The sequence below is a fragment of the Streptomyces sp. H39-S7 genome (genome assembly GCF_027158205.1).
Classification (GTDB): Bacteria; Actinomycetota; Actinomycetes; order Streptomycetales; family Streptomycetaceae; genus Actinacidiphila.
The window spans coordinates 48099-69942 of record NZ_JAPVLU010000036.1 but is presented as its reverse complement, the minus strand read 5'-3'; the positions used below and the strand labels follow the sequence as shown (position 1 = coordinate 69942).

Annotated in this window: 15 protein-coding genes; 5 read left to right on the top strand and 10 right to left on the bottom strand. The window is 69.7% G+C overall.

Features of this window, described 5'->3' with window-relative positions; all coding sequences use genetic code 11:
• Positions 1–2: 2 nt before the first annotated feature.
• The 3 genes from O3X23_RS29755 to O3X23_RS29745 are packed head-to-tail and all read right to left on the bottom strand — an operon-like array spanning position 3 to position 5893.
• Positions 3–3332: a hypothetical protein gene (locus O3X23_RS29755; RefSeq protein WP_269274912.1), complete on the bottom strand. Its 3330-nt coding sequence runs from the start codon at positions 3330–3332 to the stop codon at positions 3–5.
• Complete coding sequence (locus tag O3X23_RS29750; protein ID WP_269274910.1) at positions 3329–4573, bottom strand: restriction endonuclease-related protein; 1245 nt, start codon at positions 4571–4573, stop codon at positions 3329–3331. The genes O3X23_RS29755 and O3X23_RS29750 overlap by 4 nt, the downstream gene beginning before the upstream one ends.
• Before the next feature lie 60 nt (positions 4574–4633).
• The gene (locus O3X23_RS29745) at positions 4634–5893 is read right to left on the bottom strand and encodes a helix-turn-helix domain-containing protein (protein WP_269274908.1); all 1260 of its coding nucleotides are present in this window, start codon (positions 5891–5893) and stop codon (positions 4634–4636) included.
• Between the two features lie 587 nt (positions 5894–6480).
• Between O3X23_RS29745 and O3X23_RS29740 the strand changes: the two genes are divergently transcribed.
• From O3X23_RS29740 to O3X23_RS29725, 4 genes are all read left to right on the top strand, one after another.
• Positions 6481–7320 carry a DUF6907 domain-containing protein gene (locus tag O3X23_RS29740; RefSeq protein ID WP_269274905.1) on the top strand — a complete coding sequence of 280 codons (840 nt, stop codon included), beginning with the start codon at positions 6481–6483 and terminating at the stop codon, positions 7318–7320.
• Positions 7321–7855: 535 nt separating this feature from the next.
• Positions 7856–8419 (top strand): SMI1/KNR4 family protein, encoded by a 564-nt coding sequence (locus tag O3X23_RS29735; RefSeq protein ID WP_269274903.1) that lies wholly within the window; start codon positions 7856–7858, stop codon positions 8417–8419.
• A 33-nt stretch (positions 8420–8452) separates the two neighbouring features.
• Positions 8453–8731, top strand: a complete 279-nt coding sequence (locus tag O3X23_RS29730; RefSeq protein ID WP_269274901.1) for a type II toxin-antitoxin system Phd/YefM family antitoxin — start codon at positions 8453–8455, stop codon at positions 8729–8731.
• Positions 8728–8994 (top strand): Txe/YoeB family addiction module toxin, encoded by a 267-nt coding sequence (locus O3X23_RS29725; RefSeq protein WP_034090621.1) that lies wholly within the window; start codon positions 8728–8730, stop codon positions 8992–8994. The genes O3X23_RS29730 and O3X23_RS29725 overlap by 4 nt, the downstream gene beginning before the upstream one ends.
• 535 nt (positions 8995–9529) lie before the next feature.
• Here O3X23_RS29725 and O3X23_RS29720 read toward each other — a convergent pair.
• The gene (locus O3X23_RS29720) at positions 9530–11428 is read right to left on the bottom strand and encodes a galactose oxidase early set domain-containing protein (protein ID WP_269274897.1); all 1899 of its coding nucleotides are present in this window, start codon (positions 11426–11428) and stop codon (positions 9530–9532) included.
• 219 nt (positions 11429–11647) lie between these two features.
• On the opposite strand from O3X23_RS29720, the gene O3X23_RS29715 reads away from it, so the two are divergent.
• Positions 11648–12085: a hypothetical protein gene (locus O3X23_RS29715; RefSeq protein ID WP_269274895.1), complete on the top strand. Its 438-nt coding sequence runs from the start codon at positions 11648–11650 to the stop codon at positions 12083–12085.
• Positions 12086–12232: 147 nt separating this feature from the next.
• Here O3X23_RS29715 and dacB read toward each other — a convergent pair whose 3' ends face one another.
• The 6 genes from dacB to O3X23_RS29680 all read right to left on the bottom strand — a co-directional run bounded on the left by dacB (position 12233) and on the right by O3X23_RS29680 (position 21725).
• Positions 12233–13774: a D-alanyl-D-alanine carboxypeptidase/D-alanyl-D-alanine endopeptidase gene (gene dacB / locus O3X23_RS29710; RefSeq protein ID WP_269274893.1), complete on the bottom strand. Its 1542-nt coding sequence runs from the start codon at positions 13772–13774 to the stop codon at positions 12233–12235.
• Between the two features lie 283 nt (positions 13775–14057).
• Positions 14058–16721: a SpoIIE family protein phosphatase gene (locus tag O3X23_RS29705; RefSeq protein WP_269274891.1), complete on the bottom strand. Its 2664-nt coding sequence runs from the start codon at positions 16719–16721 to the stop codon at positions 14058–14060.
• Between the two features lie 268 nt (positions 16722–16989).
• Positions 16990–18843 (bottom strand): SpoIIE family protein phosphatase, encoded by a 1854-nt coding sequence (locus tag O3X23_RS44325; RefSeq protein ID WP_443048014.1) that lies wholly within the window; start codon positions 18841–18843, stop codon positions 16990–16992.
• A gap of 190 nt (positions 18844–19033) precedes the next feature.
• Positions 19034–20386, bottom strand: coding sequence for a mannosyltransferase family protein (locus tag O3X23_RS29690; protein WP_269274889.1), 1353 nt, complete (start codon positions 20384–20386; stop codon positions 19034–19036).
• A gap of 216 nt (positions 20387–20602) precedes the next feature.
• A complete protein-coding gene (locus O3X23_RS29685; protein ID WP_269274887.1) occupies positions 20603–21154 on the bottom strand; it encodes a hypothetical protein in 552 nt (183 codons plus the stop codon).
• Positions 21147–21725, bottom strand: a complete 579-nt coding sequence (locus O3X23_RS29680) for a SigE family RNA polymerase sigma factor (RefSeq protein ID WP_269274885.1) — start codon at positions 21723–21725, stop codon at positions 21147–21149. Before O3X23_RS29680 ends, O3X23_RS29685 begins: the two co-directional genes overlap by 8 nt.
• Between the last annotated feature and the right edge of the window lie 119 nt (positions 21726–21844).

The window sequence follows — 21844 nt, the reverse complement described above, 5'->3', positions numbered from 1 at the left end:
GCTCAGTTGTACGGGAGGCCGGTGTCGTGGGGTTCGATGCCGGCGTAGGAGAGGAAGGCGTTGAGTGCCTCCCCGTACAGGTCGTTCATTCGCTGCCGTACCTGCGGCGTCCATTGGGAGTGGATGCGTTTGAGGACGGTTTCCAGGTCGGCGCTCCAGGTGTCCTCGTGGAAGGCGTAGTCGACCATGTGCAGAACGGCTTCGGTGCCGCCGCGGCGGGCGCGGCCAGCAAGCTGGATGAGGTCGACAATCATGCCAGCGACGACTTCCTCCTGGAGGGATTTGTGCATTGCCGTGAACTGGGGAGCGGTACGTAGTAGAAGTGCGAGACGGTCCCAGGCGGCGTCCCTGGCCTCAGTCAGGGCCTGTGAGGGGAGCGGGCTGCCGCCCGGCGGCAGGGCTCGCAGTCCGGCGGCGTTGATACTGCCGTACATCTCGGCGGGGTCGTTGAGCAGGGCGAGGGGGCGCACGCACAGGTAGACGGAGCGGACCGCTGAGCGGGTGCCCTTGACGATGTTGAGTCCTCGGGCGATCAGCGACAACGGCACCACCAGGATCTTCCCGTGCCGGGGGAAGTCCTCGAACTCCTCGGCGGTCAGCCGTACGGCCACATTCTCTCGGGGTAGCTCGGGGTTGGGGCTATGGAGGTCTTCGGCCCTGACCGCCAGGCAGAGCCCTCCGTCGTAGCGCCCGGCCCGGGCGATGCCGCGGGCGAGCCAGGCGCACTGCTCGTAGGAATTGGCGACGACCAGGACGTGTGCCCGGTCCGGGTCCTTGACGGCGGTGCGTTCGAGCTCGCGGTGGATGTATTGGTCGTACAGGTTGCTGCCCAGCTCGATGAGTGCGTCCTTCTTACGGCTGGGGTGGGTGCCAGAGACCTTGATGGGGTCACCGAAGAGAGGGTGGCCCTCGCCGTAGTCGATCCGGTGCTTCCGGGCCCGGATGGACTTGGCCTGGGCGTCGGTCATCCACCAGCGCACCGGCGCGTGCAGGTGTTCGCGTACCGCTTGGGGGAAGTATGCGGTGGCAGACAGCCCGATCACCGGCCGCTCGACCCCGGCCAGGATGAGCGAGACGATGCCGCCCAGTTCGGCGGTGAAGGTGTGCGGGTCGCCGGCGATGGTCTGGGCGACCAGGGCGGCGTTCTTCTCTTTGTCGTCCAGACCGGTGACACGGTAGCCGGTGATCGCTCGGCCCAGCATGCCGAGTGGCAGAACGGAGGCGACGGCGCCGGACTGCAGGTCCTTCGAGATCCTCTGGGCCGAGCGCAGACCGGAGGAGCGATAGTCGTGGGCCTTCTCCTGGAGAGCCGAGAGCGCCTCGTCTAGCTCGATCATTGCGGTTCTGGTGACCAGCAGGTTGATCGCCTGTGTCCGCTGGTGGGGGTCCTTGAGGGCGTCCGCGAGGAGTCGGTGGAGTTCGAGCTTGACTGCATCCAGCAGGTGTTCGCCACGGGGCGCCACCAGCGCGCTGAGCTCGCTCCTGACCTCGTGCCAGTCGGGTTCAAGCAGGCTCGGCTGGCCGCTGAGCGGGTCGAGGCGCTGGTAGCGGGCGGGCATGAGCGCGTTGAGCCGCTGGAAGTACTCGACGGGGATGTCTGCCCTGTCCTCCGCTGCGGTTTCCGGCCACAGCAGCCGCAGGAGGGTGCGGTCCCGTCCGCGGGCTAGGTGCCAGCGAGTGCTGGTCTGGTCGGGGATGCGTGCCTGGGCGCGGTCGTCCTCGGTAGCGTGCAGGCTGAGAGCGTTCTTGCAGATGCTCAGCAGCAGGAACTCGGCCATGAGCCGGACATGGCTGACGGCAGGTAGCAGGCTGTGCTCGTCGTCGATGCGCAGCCGCTTGGCGTCGGTGTCCATCTCCTGGGGCGCTGCCGACCAGTGCCGGCGTGAGTGCAAGACGATCTCACTGGCACACTTGTCCACGGCTCGGGACTGGAACTGGTCGACCTCGTCGATCGCCACCGCGTGGCAGGTCCGCAAGGCGAACTCGGCTGCGGTCATGCTGCGAATGGGTCGGCCGTCCAGATTGACGCCGATCTTCAGGTGGCCTTGCATGAAGACGTAGTGGTTCATGATGACGACGTTGGCGGTGGCCGCCTCGTAGACGGGGGTGTACTTCCCGCAGGTGGGGATCCAGGGGCAGGCTGCCGACCCGACGCCCTGTCGGTGCAGCGACAGGCACGGTTCGCGTCCGGGCGGGTAGTCGCCGGTGGATTCGAGGAACGTCCTTTGGGCACATCCGTATGCCAGGGGATCGACGTCCCGTTCGGCTCGTTCGCCCCACTCGCCCGGCGCGTCCACAGACTCGTTGATCAGCGAGGCGAGCTTGAGAGCCCGGTCGTGCATCCCGGAGGACGACATCAGGTGTGCGCACGTACGCTTCTCCTCGATGATCCCGGAACGGTGCAGGTGATCCAGGTCTACGCGCACATTCCAGGTCATGGCCAGACATGCCTTGATATCTGGCAGGACGATGGCGATGCGCAGGTCATTGGCAGCGAACCAGGCAGCCATCACGCGGACCAGGACACTCTTGCCGGTACCGGTGGGTGCGTTGAAGATCTCCATGCCGCCGGCGGTCAGCGACAGGGCCTCCTCGGGGGACACCGTGTCCGAGGTCTTCAGGACCTTGAACAGCTGCCTGAGAGTGCTGTGCAGGTAGCGTTTGCCCTCCGGGAAGCGTAGGTCGATCTCTTCTGCCAAGCGCAGCAGGTCCGGCGTGGGGATACGCAAGTCGGCCTGGTACGGCACGGTCGAGACGCTGGGCAGACTGTCGTGGCCGAGCGCCTCGGTGAACTGGGGGTAGGTGGGGATCTGCAGCCGTCCGTGGACCTGGCCCACATTCTTGACGAAGATCTCCCGGGTAAGCCACGTCCCCGGTCCGGCGAACTCCGGAGGCTTGGGGCGGGCACTGGGGCGTCGGAATCGGCTGGTCATGCGGTCGACGTAGCCCAAAGGATCACCACCGAGCCTGGGAAACGCGGAATCCGCCGTGAAGGGGTCAGCGCCCACGAGTTCGAAGGGGCCCATCACCGGGACGCTGCTGGTTCCGTCCGTGGTGAGCGGCGACAACAGGGTGCGAGCCGCCACCGAGAACGTGCGGACGTCGGCGAGTTCGCCCGGGGCGATGGAGCAGACCATGGCGATGCGCTGCCTCTCGTCGTGCGGCAGTTCCTTCCACCGGTCCCAAGCCCGGTACTTTCCCGAGACCAGGGATGCCGCCTCGGCGAATGGGGCCGCAGTGCGGGAATCCCCGTCGACAGACTTGGGAAAGTAGTGGGCCGCGAGGGCCAGCGCCGTGTAGACGGCGGTCTCTGCGATCGGCACATCACTCATGTCCAGCTCACCCCAGCCTTCTCGCAAACCATCTCGCCGAACTCGGAGGCCGCCGCCACCCGCATGCCGTATTTCTCGCACACCCCCGACAGCAGCGGGACCTGGCGGGCCCGGTAGTCGGGCACCACCAGCCACTGGGCACCACCGCGGTCGCCGTCCTGGGCATGGATCAGCTTGGCCAGCGTCGCCGCCGAGGTGTAGTCCTTCACGTCAACCCTGAACGGCACCTTCTTGCCCCGCTTGGGCCCGGCCTCGACCAGCAGGTCATAAGCATCGAGTCCTGGCCACAGCGTCACCTTGAGGCCGCGATCCACCAGCCGGTCGTACAGCGAGAGCTCAGGAAGTCCGGGAACGGTCGTGTACCGCCAAATCCCCCGGCTGACGGCCTTGTGCCCCGCGACGGGCACAGCGAGCGGGATGTCCCCGAGGTCCGGATACAGGACCGACTCACGGCCGCTCGGCCGGGCCGGTGACGGTTCAGGCAGCAACTCGGGGGCACTGGGGTTCGCGGTCGGGCGAAACAGGTAGGAGGCTCCCATGTCCGCGTGCGGAGCGTGCCAGCAACGGACTGCTCCTACCAGAGCGCCGCTGTTCTTCCGTAGGACGATCCGCATCGGCCACCGGCATACCGGGCACGGAAACCACCAGCCCTCGAACTGTGAGTTGTAGGGAATCTCCCGGTAGAAGTCCGCGACCAACGGGGGCAGCCGTAGCTCGCAAAGGTCGTCCACGGCACCGGCAGGGGAACGGATCAGGTCCGACCGTCCGGCTTCGTAGACGGCCTGGTCACCCTGCTTGTACAGCAGCGTGAACGCGGTCTCCTGGTCGATCTCCGACTGAAGCTCCCTGTCGCTCACCACCCCCGCGGTCGTGTCGAGCTTCCGCAGCGTGTGCAGCAGCATCTGCTGCTCAAGATCGAGATCGAAGGCGTCCTCCGTCACCTGTCCATCCCGGTCGACGACCAGCATCCCTTCCAAGTCCAGCGGATCCACACCGTCGGGCAGCAGGGCTGCCAAATTCCCTCCGAGGGCGTGGCGGAACTCCCCGAACGACAGGGAAATCCCCGGGCCGCGCGCCGCATGCAGCGTTCCGTGGCACTCCATCAGGGTTGCCAGCCGCTGTTGCGGCTCAAGTCCGGGCTCAGTCACAGCCTTTGCCGCGCGCAGGGCGGCCCGGGTTACCAGGTAGCGAACCCGGACATCGCCAAGTTCTTGCGTGCTGTTCTCCGTTGAACTCGTCACAGCTATGGAGCCTAGGTGGCGCCTCTGACAATCGGGCTACCCAAGGAGAAAAGGCACGAACTACGACGCGTTATCCGCGATTGCTTCGAGTTCTGTGGTATTGACGCTCGGATAGAGGTCTCGGTAGACGTGCAGGTACTCCGCTACATGGCGTAGGCCGAGCTGGGTCAGCCGCCAGCGGTACTCCGAGACGTGTGTTCCCCCCGGTGCCATGACCGGGACGGAGTCCACGAAGCCACGACTCGGCTGTGCTCCGGACCTGCCCCGGTAGCCCACTCCAATGAAGAACAGGGAGCGGCCGGCTAGTTGGTCGTCCTCCAGGCCAGCAGGCTCTGCGGAAGCAACACGGGCAACGACGCCCCATAGCCACTCCGAAAGTAGGTGGGGCGCAGGATCCGGCTCGCGCGGTTCACCGAGCCCCGCACGGGCGGCAGCCCGGCCGCGCCTGGTGATCTCCACCAGCACACGTCCAACCTCTCCAACAGCTGGGTGGTCAACGGAATCCTCACTGACCACCAACAGCCCCCGCCGCTCTAGAGCGTGCACCGTCGAACCCACACCGGGATCGTGAACGCCACGCTGGCGAAGCCGCTCCTGCAACCGGGTGTATCCGACAACGGACGGAGCGGCCCTCAGGGCCAAAGGCAGCCGGCGCCACTCAGCGGCCTTGGGCACAGGCAGCCGCTGAAGCCGTCGCATCCACATCTCGGTCGCGGTCATCCGGTCGTCCCGCATGACCTCCCCTAGGTAGACCTGCTGACGATCGTTCAACGATTCCCATGTCGCCAGCGCCGCCCTCGAAGGTGCCTGCTTGTCTTTGCCTGACAACACAGGAGCAGGATCGTGCGGCCTGGTGCGCAGCCACGCGTCAAGGACCATGCGCACCGGAACGCCGTACGCCCTGGCCAGGGGACCGACTAGGCGCCCCGTCGCCTCTGGGTCCTGCCAGTGCCGACCGGTGACCTGTCCCCCGCTCTCCAGCGCGGAGACCTTCGGCGCGGACACGCGCAGCTCCCTCCCCGCAGGCGTGGTCTTGAGCAGTTCGGCGACTCGCTCCAAGGTCAGCCCTGCGGCGTACCTGAGATCGACCAGCGTCTCCTGTCCACGCGGGGCACCGGTGAGCGCCTCTACTTTGCATCCGAGCGCGGTCGCCAACCGCTCCAGGCGCGGCGAGGTGGGGGTATGACGACCCTCCTCGTAGAAGAAGATCATCCGAGCCGAAACGCCGGCTAGGGCGGCCAGGGCGGCGCGGGAGAGTCCCAGCTCGACGCGTCGAGCCACCAGACGTACCGGATCGACTGTGCGCAACGGCGAGGGCATGCCTTCTATGGAAGTCGCATGAAGACTTCATTGCAATAGCGCCGCTCTAACCACAAGGATGACGTCCGCCAGCTGCTCCGGAAATGTGGTTCGCGCTGCCTACGCAACCAACAATTGGCCGTCATGTACACGAAAATCGCTGACGTTGGACGCTTTCCAAGACACCGGAGGCGCCGCCCGTTGTTCACCACCCCGCGCCCCGGCTCACCCGGGCTCACCCATGACCGCGTCAGCCGACCCAAAGTTCAGCAGCGAAGTACAGCAACCGGCCCGGCCGACCGCGACCGCCAATAGCCCCTGCACTACCTCTGAACTGCGTAGATGACCTCAGCGACCGCCCCGCCGAGAATTCGGGACGAGGAGGTCAGGCACGTCCGCTCGATCGCGGCCAAGACCTTGACCGTTGGCATCAACTTGATGAGCGCCCCACCCCTGGCCTGTCGATCATGTGACTAATTGATGGACGCCTCGTTGGTCTGGTCGTGGCCCGCTGCCGAGAAGACTGCAGTCTTCCCCAAGTCCGAAAGGTGGCGTCTGCCCACCAGCACAACACAAAGTCCACCGTAAGAACTGAATCAGGTATTACTATGAGCAACTGCGCGCAGGCGTCCTCCATACCATCCGCCGACCAGCACACCACCGTCCTGACTGCCGCTGAACGCGGCCCGGAGTGGATGGCGACCTACGGCTGCACGCCGTGGTGCGCCATGGACCACAGCAAACCCGGCGACACCGCCGATTGGCACCACGCTGCGCCGGCGATCATCCCTCCCATAGAAGACGCCCACCACGACGGCGATACGGAGCCGTTCCTCGCCGCGCACGTGACCACCTCCAACGCCATCCCCGATGTGTACGGCATTCACACCGAGCTGTGGATCTGGACCGGCGGCGACTCCTACGAGCTCGACGAGGAGCAGACCGACCGGCTCATCACGAACGTCGAGGCGTTCCTGCCGCAACTCCGCGCAGCACGTGCCCTGCTCGCCGAGGCGCGCAGAAGCGACCGTCCCTATGACCCAGTGGCCAGGGCGAAAGCAGACGCCGAGCTGGAAGATCGTATTGCTGCACGGCGCGAAGCCGAGGTCACCAAAACGGAGTCCATCCCGCCCCCAGCTCCCATCCTCTCCGTCGAAACGTGTAGCGAGATGGTGAAGGTATTGGTGCGAGTGGCCCTCCAGCACACGCAGGACGTGCCGGCCATGGCCCGCGCCATCTCGGTCGCGGCTAACGCAGCGATCCGTGAGGAGGGCGCCGAGCCCTACCTCTACTCATGCGGTGAAGGAAACCCGACGTACAACGGAAAGCTGCCCTGCACCATGCCGTACGGCCACGGTGGCACCCACCAATCCTGCACGGGGGAGACCTTTGAGTCGGGCATCGGCGAGTCAGCGCCGTCACCCCTCACTAAGCAGCTCGCTGCATGAAGTGAGGCCAGGGCCTTTACTCCAGCTGATTGAAGGGGCCCCACCATCACGATGGGTCCTTTGAGCGTTTGTCGTCGCAGCTGCTCCCAAGGTGATCTCTACCGGCCGTTGAGGACGACCCGGCAGACATTGCAGAACATGGCCGAGTTGCTCCCATACCCGCGCATCAGTTGGCCGCAGCCGGCGCATAACCCCAACTCTTGCCACCAGCACTGGAAGCCTGCTGGCTGACCCGTGAGAGGGTTGCAGTTTGGGTTGCATTCAGCCCCGTTCGCGGGTGTCCAAGTGCTCCGGTATCGACGGCTGCACCACAGGTCAGGACGGTGATGAACCAGCCCGTACATCCGAACGAGCAGTTGGAAAGCGTGTTGGGGGCAACCCCTCACGAGTTCGAATCTCGTATCCTCCGCACGTCAGAGGGCCCGCATCGCTTGCCGATGCGGGCCTTCTGCGTTCGTAGTCCCATCCGTAGTCTCAATCGGCGGCGCGGCAGCCACAGGTCGCAGTGTCAGCCGCCATCGCTATGTTCCAGGCCATGACAGGTATAGACGGTCACCACGATTCGGGAGCCGACGGCATGGGCGCCCTTTCGGACATCGTCGCGCGCGTCCGCGAACGCGCGCTCCAGGAGGGGGGAGAGCTCCCTGATCGGGTCGGCGAGCGCGAGGTCGCCGCAGCCGAGCGCGAACTCGGCTTCCCACTGCCGCGATTGCTGGTCCGGCTGTACCAGGAGGTGGCAAACGGCGGCTTCGGTCCCGAGTACCTCCTGCTGCCGCTGGTCGGCGAGGGCCGGACAGTGGTTGCCGAGTACGGCCCTTGCGAGTACTGGCCGCACGGCCTCCTGCCGATCCTGGACTGGGGCTGCGGCATGTATGCCGCGGTTGACTGCCTGGACCCCCGTGCTCCGGTCCTGCTCTTCGAGCCGAACGCCGGCCCCCAGGACTGGGCGGAGGCGTGGTTCACCGATTCGCCGTCGCTCGCACAGTGGCTGAGTTCCTGGCTCGACGGCACTGGCTGGTGGGAGGAGGAGGTCATGATGGCCGAGGACGCACCCGAGCCCCAGCACTGGCCCGACGCCACGAGACGGCTCGCCTCCTAATCCAGGCAGAGAACGTACGCTATTCTGTACGCTATGAAGACGATGAGTGCGACTGAGCTCCGCGGCAACCTCGCTGCCGCGCTCGACTCTGTCGAGAACGACGCCGAAGAACTCGTCATCACCCGGGCCGGCCATGAACCGCTGGTCGTCGTCCCCCTGGCCGAGTACGCCTCGCTCCGTGAGACCGACTACCTGCTGCGCTCGCCGGCCAACGCCGACCACCTGCGTCAGTCGCTTCGGGACTACCGGGAAGGCCGCACCCAGAGCCGCGAGCTGATCGACCCCGAGGATGTCATCGAGCAGTCCGCGTGAAGATCCAGTTCACCGATGGCGGCTGGACCGACTACCTCTACTGGCAGGCGAACGACCGCCGCCTACTCAAGCGCATCAACCAACTGATCGACGACATCCGCCGCAACGGCCACGAGGGCATCGGCAAACCCGAACCCCTGCGCCACGAACTCGCCGGGGCATGGTCCCGCCGGATCGACCAGGAGCACCGCCTGGTTTACGTCCTCGACGAGCAGGCCGACACGGTGTGCGTTATCGCCTGCCGCTACCACTACAGCAAGTAGTCCGTTTCGCTCCGATCGCCTCGACACGTTGGACCCGGGCGGGGATGTCAGCCAGTTGCAGTTCCCGTTGCATTCACCCCCGTCCGCGAGTGTCCGACCGGCCCTCGTCCGGGCGCTTCTCCGCAGGTCGGGACGGCGGCGTACTCAGCCGAACCCCCGGACGAACAGTTGGAAAGCGCGTTGGGGGCAACCCCTCACGAGTTCGAATCTCGTATCCTCCGCACGTCGCAGGGCCCGCATCGTTCGCCGATGCGGGCCCTCTGCGTTTTCCGTCTCACTCCCCGTGAACGCGTGGTCCTTGTCCGCTCCGCCCCCGCGCTCCGGCGCCTGCGCCTCCTTGTGCTTGCGGAGCAGCTTCATCAGCTCACCCGGCAACCCGATCGTCCGTCGGCCTCGGTCTTGGGGCGGACCGGACCCGCTCCTGACCATCGGACGGGCGCCGAGGAAGACGAGGGCGGTCTGAGCGACGGCCCGGCCCGGGCTCCACTGTGGGTGGTGCCCGGGCCGGGGTCGGTCGCGGGGAGGGGCGGTGGTGTCAGGCGCCCGGGCGCAGCTGCACCCATTGCGCGGTGCTCGGCACGCCCTTGTCGTCGAGGAGGAAGACCATGTAGAAGCCGGGAGGCGCGTCCTTGGCGGACTGCGGGGTGCGCAGGACGAGGTGGTTGCCGTCACGGCTGGCGATGGGCAGCTCCAGTCGGCGCTGGCTGGTGTCCACCGAGTGGGTGGAGGTGATGGGCGCCACCAGGACGGCCTTGCTGACCCGGTCGGGGGTGTTGGTGGTGACCTGGAAGGTGGACGCGTAGCCCCGCGGGGCCCGCGGGATGCGGGACAGCTGCGGGCGGGGGCCCTGGTGCAGGTAGGAGGGTTCGTAGATCTCGATGGTGCCGTTCATCCCGGACTTGATGTCGGGGTTGTTGGCAATCTGCTGGAGCTCGTCACCGGTGAGCATGATGCGGCCGTCGGGCATCAGGACGGCGTTGGAGTGGTATCCGCGCGGCAGCCGCTGGACCGGTCCGAGCCGCCACGCGCCCTTGTCGTCCCGCTGTTCGGTCTGGCGGTACTTCAGGTCGGCGTTGGGGTTGTAGGGGCCGTTGCCGTAGTCGCGGATGTCGTAGGCGCCGTTGACGGTGAACAGCTTGCCGTCGGGCAGGATCAGGGTGTCGTCCTGGGTGCGGCCGAAGGCGCGGGGGGTGTCCTTGGTCCAGCGGCCCCCGGAGAACTTGTAGGTGTTGGGGTCGTTGCGGTTGCCGCCGAGGATCAGGACGGAGTCCGGGCCGCTGGAGCCGTTGGGCAGGGCCACGGCGGAGCCGTAGTTGCGCATGCCGCCGTCGGGACGGTCGGGCAGCTTGCGGCGGGTCTCGGTCTGCGGGTCGAAGACGAACTGCTCGTCGAAGTTGCGGCCGAAGCCGTAGATCAGGCCGTCCTTCAGGGAGAACAGATGGGGGTAATCCATCATGTACGGGGCGTCGGTCTTCCACTGATCGAGCGCCTGGCCCTGGGGCGCGTCGGCCCGGTTGTACGAGACGGGGGTGCCCTTGGCCGGGAACCGCTCGATCTCCATCGAAAGATCGCCCCAGCCGATCTCCGACTGCCCGGACGTGATGAACTGCCGCCCGTCGGCGCCGGTGACCACGCTCGGGTACCAGCGGCCGACCGCCATGTCCTGCTGCTCGTGCCAGGTCTCGGTCCACGGGTCGAAAACGAGCGCGAGCTTGGCTCCGGTGCCGCCGTTACCGCCCAGGTTGCCGCCGAAGACGGCGACCATGCCGTTGGGCAGATAGGCGTGTCCGGCGCAGAAGACCGGCGCGGGCCGCGGCTCGTCCTTGCCGTCGGGCATGTTCACCACGGGCGGGGGCACGGCCCTGAAGGCGTCGCTCCCCTGGCCCCTGGCGGGGTCCCACACGTAGGCCCGTCCGGCGTTCTCCTTGCCGATGATCTGGGTGGGCGCGGGCTCCTTGGTCGGGTTCTCCTCGATGGACTCGAAGGAGAAGAGCAGGATCTTCCCGGTGGGCAGCAGGGCGACGTGGTCGCCGAAGTCGGGGCTGGAGAAGTAGTCGGTGAACTTCCCGAACTGGGCCGGGTCGAACTTGGCGTTGTGGGTGCGCTGCGACTCGGTGAGCTTGTTGAAGCGCAGGGTACGGGTGGTCTGCGGATAGTCCGAGTCGAGGGCGCGCAGACCGATGCGGTCCCGGGCCAGCCGTTCCGCGGCGGCCCGGCCGAGCGTCTTGGCCTCGGCGGGCCGTACCTCCTTGCGTACTTGGGCTTCGGTGATGCGCACGGCTCCGCCCGGGTGAACGTCGGAAGCGTGCGCCGTGGACGGCGCCGAGCCGCCGAACAGAGCGGTCGCGCCGGCGGGAGCGGTGGCGGACAGGGCGATCGCGGCACAGCCGAGCGCGAGCGCCCACCTCCCTCTGCGGTACATGAGGCTCCTCATGAGGACATGACAGTCGCCCGGACAGCACAGGGCGACTACGTGGGGTAACGGGACGCGGGCAGTAGATCACACACCGTAACGATGCGTGCGCAGACGCTCGCCGAAACGATTCGCCCTCCGCCAATAGGGGGTCACTGTGCGTGTCCGGAAAGTAGCGGGTCGCCGCGCTGCTGCAATGGCCCCGACCCCGACCTCATCGCTGCGAGGAGTACTACTGCCATGGACGCAAGAACGCGCACGTCAACTCGTACCGGAACTCGTGCCGCTGTCGCGGCTGTCGCCGGTGCCGCGGCCCTGCTCGGCCCCGCCGCCACACAGGCCACCGCCCTGTCCCTGGAACCGCCTCAGACGCTCCACGTCGCCGGCCAGGTCATCCCCGGCGGGGCCGACGGCCGCCCCCACGAGCTATTCTGCCCCGCGCCCCAGAGCGCCTTCAGCGGCGGCTTCGCCATCTCCGCGAGCAAGGGTTCCAGCCTGGCGCGGGAGTCGGCCGACATCCTCGAGAGCCGCCCCAACGACGACGCCACCGGCTGGATCGTGACCGTACGCAAGCAGCAGATCCGCCCGGGGGCGGACCCCAAGCACCCCCACACGGGACCCGCCGATCTGGTCATCCACCTCGCGTGCACGGAGGGCATGCCCACCCACGGCATGTAACCGCCCTCGGAGAAGCCGGGTCGCCGGCCGACGCCGCGGTCCGCAGTGCTCGTGCCCGCGAGGGCGTCGAACGCTTTCTGAAGTGACGTCATAACCGCTGGAAGCCCGGACCATGGCGTGGTCCGGGCTTCCGTTCGGGCGCAGGGGCTATGGGCGGCTTCTGGCCTCTGCCTGCTCTTGCAGCAGGCCCGCGATGCGGGCCAGGTCGTTGCCGAGGTCGATGACTCCGTTGATGTCCGGGGTGGAGGCCCCGTTCACGGCCAGGTAGAAGGTGTTCAGCCGGCCGTGGCCCGCGGCGAGGTAGCCGCCGATGGTGAGGCCGCCGACGGCCAGCCGCTGGTTGACGGCGTCGCCTCCGACCGCGGTGCCGGTCTTGGCCCACACCTTGCCCTTGCCCGGGCAGGTGGGAGACCCGTCGCAGACCCAGGCCAGCGAGCCGTCCACCCCCATGATCGGCAGCGCCTTCCGGAAGCGGTCGGCCTCGGGGGTCGTCTGCCAGTAGTGCAGGAGCTCGTCCTCCACCCGCGGGGTGACCCGGTCGTTCGGGTCGCCGCCGCGGCCGTCGAGCAGTTGGACCTGTGTCGGGTCGATGCCGGCCCCGCGCAGGAAGTCACGCAGCACGGGGAAGCCGTCCGCGCACTGGTGGCTGCCGGCCGTGACGGCCATCAGGCAGATCGCGAGGTTCGCCCCGAGGTTGTGGCTGACCTTGAAGATCAGCTTCGTGTACTCGGCGAAGACCGGGGACACGTACGCGGCGACGCGCTTCGTCCCGTCGTAGGAACGCGGCAGCAGGCCGGTCGGGTTGGGCCCGGTCGGCCGTGCGGTGACCGTGACGCCCGCCCTGGCGAGTGCCTCGATCAGGGCCGTGCGCCCGAACGTGTCCGGGTTCTTGACCGGGGAGATCCGCAGCTCCGGCGCGGCGCCGGCCGCGATCGTCCCGGACAGGCCGATGCGGGTGCCGTCCGGCGAGGTGGTGACCGCGATGCTCGTCGTACCGCCCGCCGGGACCGTCTTCACGGTTGACGTCACCTGGTAGGGCGCGACCTGGGGCCGCCAGCTGAGCTGCGCGGGGTGGCCCGGGGTGGTGGGCGTGGTCAGCAGGTCGATGACGTTGTCGTTGATGATGAGCGGGGTCGGGGTCGGGTCCAGCTCGGGGGCCGAGGCGGCGGAGAAGAGCCGGGAGTCGATGGCGACGTCGCCCTGGACCTTGGTGATGCCCGAACCGCGCACCTGGTGGGCGATCCTGTCGAGGCCCGCGAGCGGGTTCTCGGGAGTGAGCGTCGCGCCCGGTACGTCGTTCGCGTAGGTGTGGTCGATCGCGGTGTAGGCGACGGAGCCGTCGGGCTTCGTACGGCCGCCCATGGTGAGGTCGCCCTGCGCGACCAGCGCCAGCGAGCCCGTCAGGACGCCTCCGGCCCGGCTGCCGAGGGCCTGCACCGGGGTGGTGAACCGGTGGTCCCCGCCCAGCGCGTGCCAGGCGCCCGACACGCTGATCAGCTTGGCCGTCGAGCCGGGGATGAAGAACTGGTCCGGGTACTGCGAGTGGACGACGCGCCCGGTCGAGCCGTCGACCTCGAGCCAGCCCCACTGGGCGTGCTCGTAGGCCGGCTTGCTCATGATCGCCGCGATCTCCGGCCCGAGGTTGTCGTGATGCCCGGGCGGAGCCGCCGCACCCGCTGTCGCGACCATGGCCATCACCGTGGTGACGATGCCGGCCCAGGTACGGCGGCCTCGCGGAATCGATCTCAATGAACCCTCCAGTGCAGGGCCGGGCTTACACCAGCCGACTTCTGACGGTCACTCAGTACGTGTGATCAGTGCGTGCGATCAGCACGGGGAGGCATACCGCGTCGAGGCCGGTCGTCGAACGCCCCGGCGAGTCCGTTCACCCGCTTGGACGGTGCTGGTGCGTGATTTCCGCGAGCGTGCGAGCATCCGCGGCCGCTTCACTGCTCCGCGTCACTGCTCCGCGTCACTGCTCCGCGTCGAAGGCGGTGAGCAGCAGCGCCACGTCGTCCGCGCGGTGCGTCGAGCGGCGGGCGTCGCTCAGGAGCCGGTCGGCGAGCTCCTCCAGAGAACTCGCGTCGGCGTGGGCGAGCGAGACGCGCAGACGGTCGATGCCCTCGTCGATCGACGTCCCCGGCTCCTCCACCAGGCCGTCGGTGTACAGGGCGAGCACCGATCCCGGCGGCGGCCGCAGCTCGCTGATCGGGTACTCCGTGAGCGGATCGACGCCGAGCAGGGCGCCGCCGGGGCACTCCAGCACGTCGGTGTGGCCGTCGGCGTGCCGCAGGAGGGGCGGGAGGTGCCCGGCGCGCGCGATGCGGGCCAGTCCCGCGGTCCGGTCCAGCTGGATCAGGCAGCAGCTGGCGAGCAGATCGGGGTCGAGGTCGGCCAGCAGCCGGTTGGTGCGGACCAGCACCTCGTTCGGCTCGCAGCCACTGGTGGCGAAGGCCCGCACCGCGCTGCGGAGCTGCCCCATGGTGGCGGCGGCGGCCACACTGTGGCCCTCGACGTCGCCGATGACCAGGCACAGTCCCTGTGCCGTGACGATGGCGTCGTACCAGTCCCCGCCGATCTCCATGCTCTGCGTCCCCGGCAGGTAGCGGGCCGCGATGGAGACGCCCGGCACCTTGGGCAGCCGGTGGGGCAGCAGCGCGTTCTGCAGGCCGCGGGCGAGGGCGAACTCCGTGTCATACAGGCGGGCGCGCTCCAGCGCCTGGGCGATCAGGCCGCCCAGCGCGGTCAGTACTCCACGTTCCTCGGACGTGAACGGGTGCGGCTCGTCGAAGCCCAGGATGCAGCTGCCGACGGGGTGCCCGGAGGCGATCAGCGGGAGGAAGGCCCAGGCGCACATCTCGTCGAGCGGGATCCCGGGGTAGGCGCGGGCCAGCTCGTCCACGGACGAGAAGAAGATCGGCGCACCGGTGCTCAGCGCCTCCACTCCGGGCAGCCGGGCCCCCATCGGCGTGCCCTCGAAACGGTCCAGGAACGCCTCGGGGTAGCCGACCTGGTGGGCAAGGTCCAGCCGGTTCCCGGCGACCACGTAGATCGCCAGTTCCTGGCCGCCGAAGGCCGGCAGGATCTGCTCCGCGACGGCCGTGCACACCTCGTGGACCGTGACGGCCTGGGTCAGCGTGCTGGCCAGTTGCAGCAGGCGGTAGATGGCGCCGACGCCGGCGCGCCGCGCGGGCGTCGGCGGTTCGAAGGCGACGGGCGGAGTCGCGGAGGGTGAGGTCGCGGGGGGCGGGGGCGTCGTGGCGGGGGGGGTGGTGGCGGGTGGGGTCGTCGTGGCGGGCAGGGTTGTGCGGGATGGGGTCGCGTGCCCTCTGCCGTGGCGCTTGGGAGGTCCGGCGGCGGGGATCACGGTGCCGGTGACCCCGTGCGCGTCCGGGTAGAAGGCGAAGGACAGCCAGCGGTCGGGCGGGCGGCAGGCCAGGTACGCGGTCGACTGCCGGGAGATCATCGCCGACCGGTGGCGGTCCTCGTACGCGGGGTCGGAGAGCCAGCCGAGGCAGTCCCACAGGTGCCGCCCGAGCATCTCCTCGCGATGGGCGCCCAGCAGCAGCTCGGCGCCGAGGTTCGCGTACGTGATCCGGCCGTCCGGGTCGAGCGAGAAGATCCCCTGCCGCAGCCGCTCGACGGCCTCGGCGGCCGCGACCCCCGTACCGGTGTCCAGGACGGTGCCCACCAGGTGGTCCGGGGACCGACCGGCCGCCGCCTCGGACGCCCGGGCCCGCACCTCGACCGATCGCGACCGGTTGTCCCCGGCCGTCACCCGCAGCCGCATGGCGAGGACCCGGCCCTCCGTCAGCGCGCCGCGGGCGGCCGAACAGAAACCCGGCAGGTCGTCCGGATGGAGCCGGGCGGCCACGGTCTCGGCCCGGCCGTCGAACTGCTCGGGGGTCCAGCCCAGGATCGCGCCCAGCTCCTCGTCGACGGAGACCGTGCCGGTGGCGAGGTTCCAGTCGAACAGCCCGAGCCGGATGGCCGTGCCCGGCGCGGTGGGCAGCTCGACCACCGCCGTGTCGCCCGCACCCTCCACCCGGTCCCCCCTGGCGGCCAGCTCCGCGAGCTGGCCCCCCAGCCGGTTGGCGGTGGCCCGCAGATGCCGCCGGGCGCTCGTCGGCAGACCGGTGGAGGACGGCGTCCAGAGCCCGCACAGCACGCCGTAGGTCTCCGGGCCCGAGACGATCGGGGCGCAGACGGAGGCGAACGAGTACGGCAGGCCCACCAGCAGCTGGGGAAAACGCCGCAGCGTCTCCTCCGTCCCCGACAGACAGACACTGCGCCCGGTGCGATAGGCCATCGGAGCGGGCAGCGGACTGTGCACGGAGACGCGGCGGAACGCGCCCAGCGCCGACACCGGGACCCCTGCGACGGTGCTCAGCACCAGCGAGCGACGGTCACGGGAGCGCAGGTACACCAGGCCGCTGTAGGCGTCGGTGTCCTTGAGCACCTTCCGCACGGCGGCGGCGAGCAGATCGTCCCGCTCCTGGTTCGCGGCGGGCGGTTCGGCGGGGAAAGCGCTGTCCCCCGGGATCTGCGGGGGCTGCGGGGGTTCGGGGGCGCGCCGAAAACGGCGGACACCATCCGGATCGATCCCGGTGCGCGTCGCCGCGGTACTGCCGGTCACTTGCGTCCCTCGCGGGTCCGCCGGCACACCCTGACGCATCTCTTCTCTGTACGCCCGCCCACCAGGGGTGTCAAGGCGAACCAGGAGGGACGGGAGTGGCCCGCCGGGCACGAAACCGGGCCTGACACCGAGCCTGACGCCGGGGCGTCCCCAGCCCGTCACCGTCCGTCGCCGTCCGTCACCGCCGGGGGCCGCGCGGTGGTGCGCCACGCACGGGTGAGCCCCGCGTAACCGACCCCCGCTACCGATCTCGCGCAACCGAGCTCCGCTACCGAGCCACACCTTCCGCCGACCCGCGCTCCGCCAGCACCCGCCCCGGGGGAATGCGCTGCTCCGACCAGATGATCTTTCCGTCGCTGGTGTAGCGGGTGCCCCAGTGTTCAGCCAGCTGGGCGACGAGGAACAGGCCGCGTCCACCCTCGTCCGTGGTGGCCGCGTAGCGCAGGTGGGGGGCGGTGCTGCTGGTGTCGGCGACCTCGCAGATCAGGGTGCGGTCCAGCAGCAGGCGGACTGTGATCGGCCCGGCCGCGTGGCGGATGGAGTTGGTGATCAGCTCGCTGAGGATCAGCTCGGTGATGAACGCCAGCTCGTCCAGCCCCCACCGCTCCAGCTGCGCCACCGCGGCGGCCCGTACGGCGGAGACCGCGGACGGTTCCGACGGTACGGACCAGCGGGCGATCCGGTCCTCCGGCAGCGCACGGGAACGGGCGATGAGCAGCGCGACGTCGTCCTTCGGTTCCGCGGGGAGCAGCGCGTCGAGCACCGCGTCGCAGGCCTGCTCCGGGTCGCGGTCGGGGCCTGACAGGGCGGTGCGGAGGAGTTCGAGCCCGACGTCGATGTCCCGTGTGCGGTCCTCGACCAGTCCGTCCGTGTAGAGGACCAGCTTGCTGCCCTCGGGCAGCTCGTGCTCCACCGCTTCGAAGGGCAGGCCGCCCAGGCCCAGCGGCGGGCCGGGCGGTACCTCGAGGTACTCCACCGTCCCGTCGGGGTGGACGAGCGCGGGAGGCAGATGGCCGGCGCGGGCCAGCTCGCAGCGCCGCGAGACCGAGTCGTAGATCGCGTACAGGCAGGTGGCGCCGGCGGCGGGGGTCCCGCCGCCGCCCGGGACCGCGTCGTCCTTGTCCATCCGGCTCACGAGGTCGTCGAGGTGCGCCAGCAGGTCGTCGGGCGGCAGGTCCAGCATCGAGAAGTTGTGCACCGCCGTCCGCAGCCGCCCCATGGTGGCGGCGGCGTGCATTCCGTGCCCGACGATGTCCCCGACGACCAGCGCGACGCGCGCGCCCGGCAGCGGGATGACGTCGAACCAGTCGCCGCCGACGCCCGCCCGCGCGGGCAGGTAGCGGGAGGCGACGTCGAGGGCGTCCTGGTCGGGCAGTCCGTGCGGCAGCAGGCTCTGCTGCAGGGTGACGGCCGCGGCCTGGTTGCCCGTGACGGCCGAGTCGATCTGCTCCTGGGTGGTGTACTTCGTTTCGAAGAAGCCGGTGTTGCGGCCGACGCGCAGCACCGCCACGCGGTCCGTGACCGCTCGGACCTCCTCCATCTCGTGGCTGACCAGCAGCACGCCGAGCCGCTGGTCGCGGAGCCGCTGGACCATGGCGAGGACCACGGCGGCCTGCTGCGGTCCCAGCGCGGCGGTCGGCTCGTCCAGGATGACGAGTTCCGGCTTCCCGAGCAGCGCCCGCGCGATGGCGACGCCCTGGCGCTGCGCGGCCGAGAGCGAGGCGACGGGGACGCGCAGGTTGGGGATGCGGACGGACAGGACGTTGAGCAGCGTGCGGGAACGCTGCTCCATCTCGACCTCGTCGAGCCTCCAGAAGCGGCGGATCTCACGGCCGAGGAAGAGGTTCTCGACGGTGTCGAGGTTGTCGCAGAGCGAGAGGTCCTGGTGGACGGCGACGATGCCGAGCTTCTGCGCGTCGAGCGGCGTGCGGAGGTCGACCGGCCGGCCCTTCCACTCGATCACCCCGCTGTCCGCCGGTTCCACCCCCGCGATCACCTTGACCAGGGTGGACTTGCCGGCTCCGTTGGCCCCGATCAGGCCGATCGCCTCGCCCTGGTGGATCTCGAGGTCGACCTCGCTCAGCGCCTGTACGGCACCGAACCGCTTGGAGGTGCCGCGCACGGCCAGCAGGGGGGTGCCTCGCTCCAAAACTGCCTCCTACGCGCCCGTCCGACACCGTCAGTGCACCGTGTCGCACTTGGGCGTTCGGATTCGCGATCGTAGAGGACATCGGCACGGATCGTCCCCATCTGGATGATCCCGCGGCCGGCCGGATCGAGGACTCGGCGGGCCCGACGGCCGGAGGCGGGTGTCAGCCGGCCCAGCGGCCGGAGGCGAAAGCCACGGCGAAGACGGTCATCAGGGGTGCGGACACGCAGAGGTGGGCGGTGCGGATCCAGGGGCGGCGCAGCGACCACCGGGCGAGTCCGATCCACAACGGCCACCACAGGAGGGTGGCGCGGGGGATGGACATGTACCAGTACGAGGTGCCGAGCGCCCAGAGGGTGAGGGCGAGATAGACCGCCTCCGGCCACCGCCGCCGTTGCAGGAGACGGGCGAGGACGAGCAGGCCGAGCACCATGGCGACGAGTTCGGCCCGGAACATGAGGGCGTATCCGGTGGTCTGGGTGTGCGAGAACGCCGAGTCCCAGGTGTTCTGCCAGGCCTCCCACGGGGAGTGGAACTGCCGGTACCAGCCGCGTTCCTGGGCGTGCTTCCACGCCATCCAGTCGCCGGTCCTGGCCTGCAGGTACCAGGTGTAGGCGAGCGCGGGCAGCGCGGGGACGGCCAGCCAGGGGAGCACGCGCAGGCGCCGGAGGCGGTCGGACGCGGGGGCCGCCGCCGTGCTCGTCAGGAACTCGGCGGCCAGGGCGGCCGCGAGGAACAGCCCGCTGATCCGGACGGTGGTGGCGCAGCAGGCCAGGACCGCCGCCGACGGCCAGCGGCCCTTCTTCGCCGCCAGCCAGGCGGGCATGGCGAGGGCCAGGAAGAGGGCCTCGGTGTAGCCGACGGCCAGGAACACCGCGCAGGGAGACAGCAGCAGGAAGAACACCGCGCGCTCACCCGCGTCGCCCTCGCGCGAACCGCCCTTCGCCTGTGTCCCGGCCGGTTCAGCCAGGTGGAGGCGGGCTGTTCGGGCGAGGGCCAGGACGGCGACAGCCCCGGCGACGAACGAGATCAGCAGGCCCGCCACCGTCCAGTCGGGCACGACGGTGTGCACGGCACGGAGCAGCAGGGGCAGACCGGGGAAGAACGCCTCGCGGTTGTCCTGAGGGGCGGCGTCGGACCCGTCCGGGCTGCCGAAGTAGCCGTACTCGGCGATGCGGACGAAGTACGACCAGTCCCACTGCTCCCACCGCGAGAGCAGCGGAGGGGCCTCCTTGGCGCGGCCGTCCCCGGTGAACAGCCAGCCGGTGCAGTAGGCGGTGGCCCAGATGCCGATCCGGGTGAGCAGATAGAGCGTCAGCACCGCGCGGTCCGTGGCGCTGACGGAGGAGAGCAGCCGGCGCGCGGCCGAACGCGCCGGCGGACGGCCCTCCCGCGGGCGGCCGCCGTCCCCCCGCCGGGGGGACGGCAGCAGGCGGCGCGGGTCCACCGCGGCTTCGCTTCCGAACCCGGTTGCGGCCTCGGCCCCCCGCGTCCGCGGGGCAGGTACGACGGACATGGTGCGGCTCCAGACAGGGGCGGGACGAGGGCGTGAGGGGGACCGGACAGGGACCGGGCAGGGATGGGACAGGGACATGTCGGGGCTTCGGGGCGTGCGGGATCGCCCGGTGGCGCGACCGGGTCGTTCAAGGGGTGGTGGGAGTCAGCCGGGTGGTGCGGTGGTGGGGATCGAACGGGTGACGCGGTGACGGGGCTCGGCGCGCGGTGGCCGGGGTCAGTCGGTTGGTGCGGTGGTCCGCAGCGTCGTCGAGTGCGCCGCGCCGCCCAGCGTGCTGCCGGGCGGCGGGACCGAGGTGGTCGTACGGGCGGCAGGGCCGCCGGGCCCGGTGGTCTCCGTGCCGGAGGTCGGCGCGTTGGTCGCCGAACCGTGGCCCGTTCCGGTGGTTCCGGTCCCGGTCGGCGTGCCGCTGAACCGGGATCCCGATGCGGTCGGCTCCGCGCCGGACCGCCGCGGACTCGGCGTCTCCCGGTCGGGGTCCGAGCCGGAGGGCGTCGTCGCGGGCACGACCGCCCCGCCGCCCAACGGCAGGACGGCCGCCGCCACGAGGCCCGTCCCCCCGACCGCCAGGCAGGCGGCGACCGCGTACGCGACGGTCCGGCGGCGCCGGACCCGGTCGCCGCGCGCCATGATCGTGGCGACGGGGGCGGGGGCCGCCGCGGTCTGCCCGGCGGCGGCGGCGTTCTTGAGGGCGCTCGCCAGCGCGTCCTCGGGCGCGTCCGGGTGGTGGGAGCTGAGCGGGTCTCGGGGGTCGTGGCGCTCAGGCACCGGGAGCCTCCTCGGCGTGCGAATCGTGCGAACGATGCGAAGCGATGGGATCCGTCGGACCGGTCCGATCACTCCGATCGGCCGGATCCGTCGTGTCCGTCGTGTCCGTCAGGCGGTCGGCCAGCGCCGCCCGCCCCCGGTGCAGATGCGTCTTGACGGTGCCGCTGGAGACGCCCGTCTCGGCCGCGATCTGGTCCACGGACAGATCGCAGACGTAGTGCAGGACCACCGTGCGCCGCTGCCGCGGCGACAGTTCGCGCAGCGCCGACACCAGCGCCACCGGCTCGGGGCCCGGCCCTTCGACGGACTGCGCGCCGCCGTGCCGCTGCCAGGCGTCGTCGGAGCGCCGACGCCCGCGCCAGCGGCTCACCGCGAGCCGCCAGGCGACCGTACGGATCCAGGCCTCCGGAGCGCCGTCGCCGTCCAACTGCCGCCGCCGGCTCCAACCGCGTACGAAGGCCTCCTGCACGACGTCCTGCGCCTCGTGCAGGTCGCCGAGCATCACGTAGAGCTGACCCGTGAGGCGTCCCACCGCATGCGCGTAGAACTCCTCGAACTCCTCGACGGTCAACACTCACTCCAGATTCTCCGCGGACTCACCAGGCATACGCCTGGGACCCCACATCCGGTTGACAGGGAAACCCGAATACTTTTCTGGAGCACGTCTGGAGGGCGTCAGGAGGACGTGGA

Bases quoted from the DNA above. Each gene is read 5' to 3' on its own strand.
- O3X23_RS29755 (WP_269274912.1), bottom strand. From the start codon at position 3,332: ATGAGTGATGTGCCGATCGCAGAGACCGCCGTCTACACGGCGCTGGCC.
- O3X23_RS29745 (WP_269274908.1), bottom strand. From the start codon at position 5,893: ATGCCCTCGCCGTTGCGCACAGTCGATCCGGTACGTCTGGTGGCTCGA.
- O3X23_RS29740 (WP_269274905.1), top strand. From the start codon at position 6,481: ATGAGCAACTGCGCGCAGGCGTCCTCCATACCATCCGCCGACCAGCAC.
- O3X23_RS29735 (WP_269274903.1), top strand. From the start codon at position 7,856: ATGACAGGTATAGACGGTCACCACGATTCGGGAGCCGACGGCATGGGC.
- O3X23_RS29730 (WP_269274901.1), top strand. From the start codon at position 8,453: ATGAAGACGATGAGTGCGACTGAGCTCCGCGGCAACCTCGCTGCCGCG.
- O3X23_RS29720 (WP_269274897.1), bottom strand. From the start codon at position 11,428: ATGAGGAGCCTCATGTACCGCAGAGGGAGGTGGGCGCTCGCGCTCGGC.
- O3X23_RS29715 (WP_269274895.1), top strand. From the start codon at position 11,648: ATGGACGCAAGAACGCGCACGTCAACTCGTACCGGAACTCGTGCCGCT.
- dacB (WP_269274893.1), bottom strand. From the start codon at position 13,774: ATGGTCGCGACAGCGGGTGCGGCGGCTCCGCCCGGGCATCACGACAAC.
- O3X23_RS29690 (WP_269274889.1), bottom strand. From the start codon at position 20,386: ATGTCCGTCGTACCTGCCCCGCGGACGCGGGGGGCCGAGGCCGCAACC.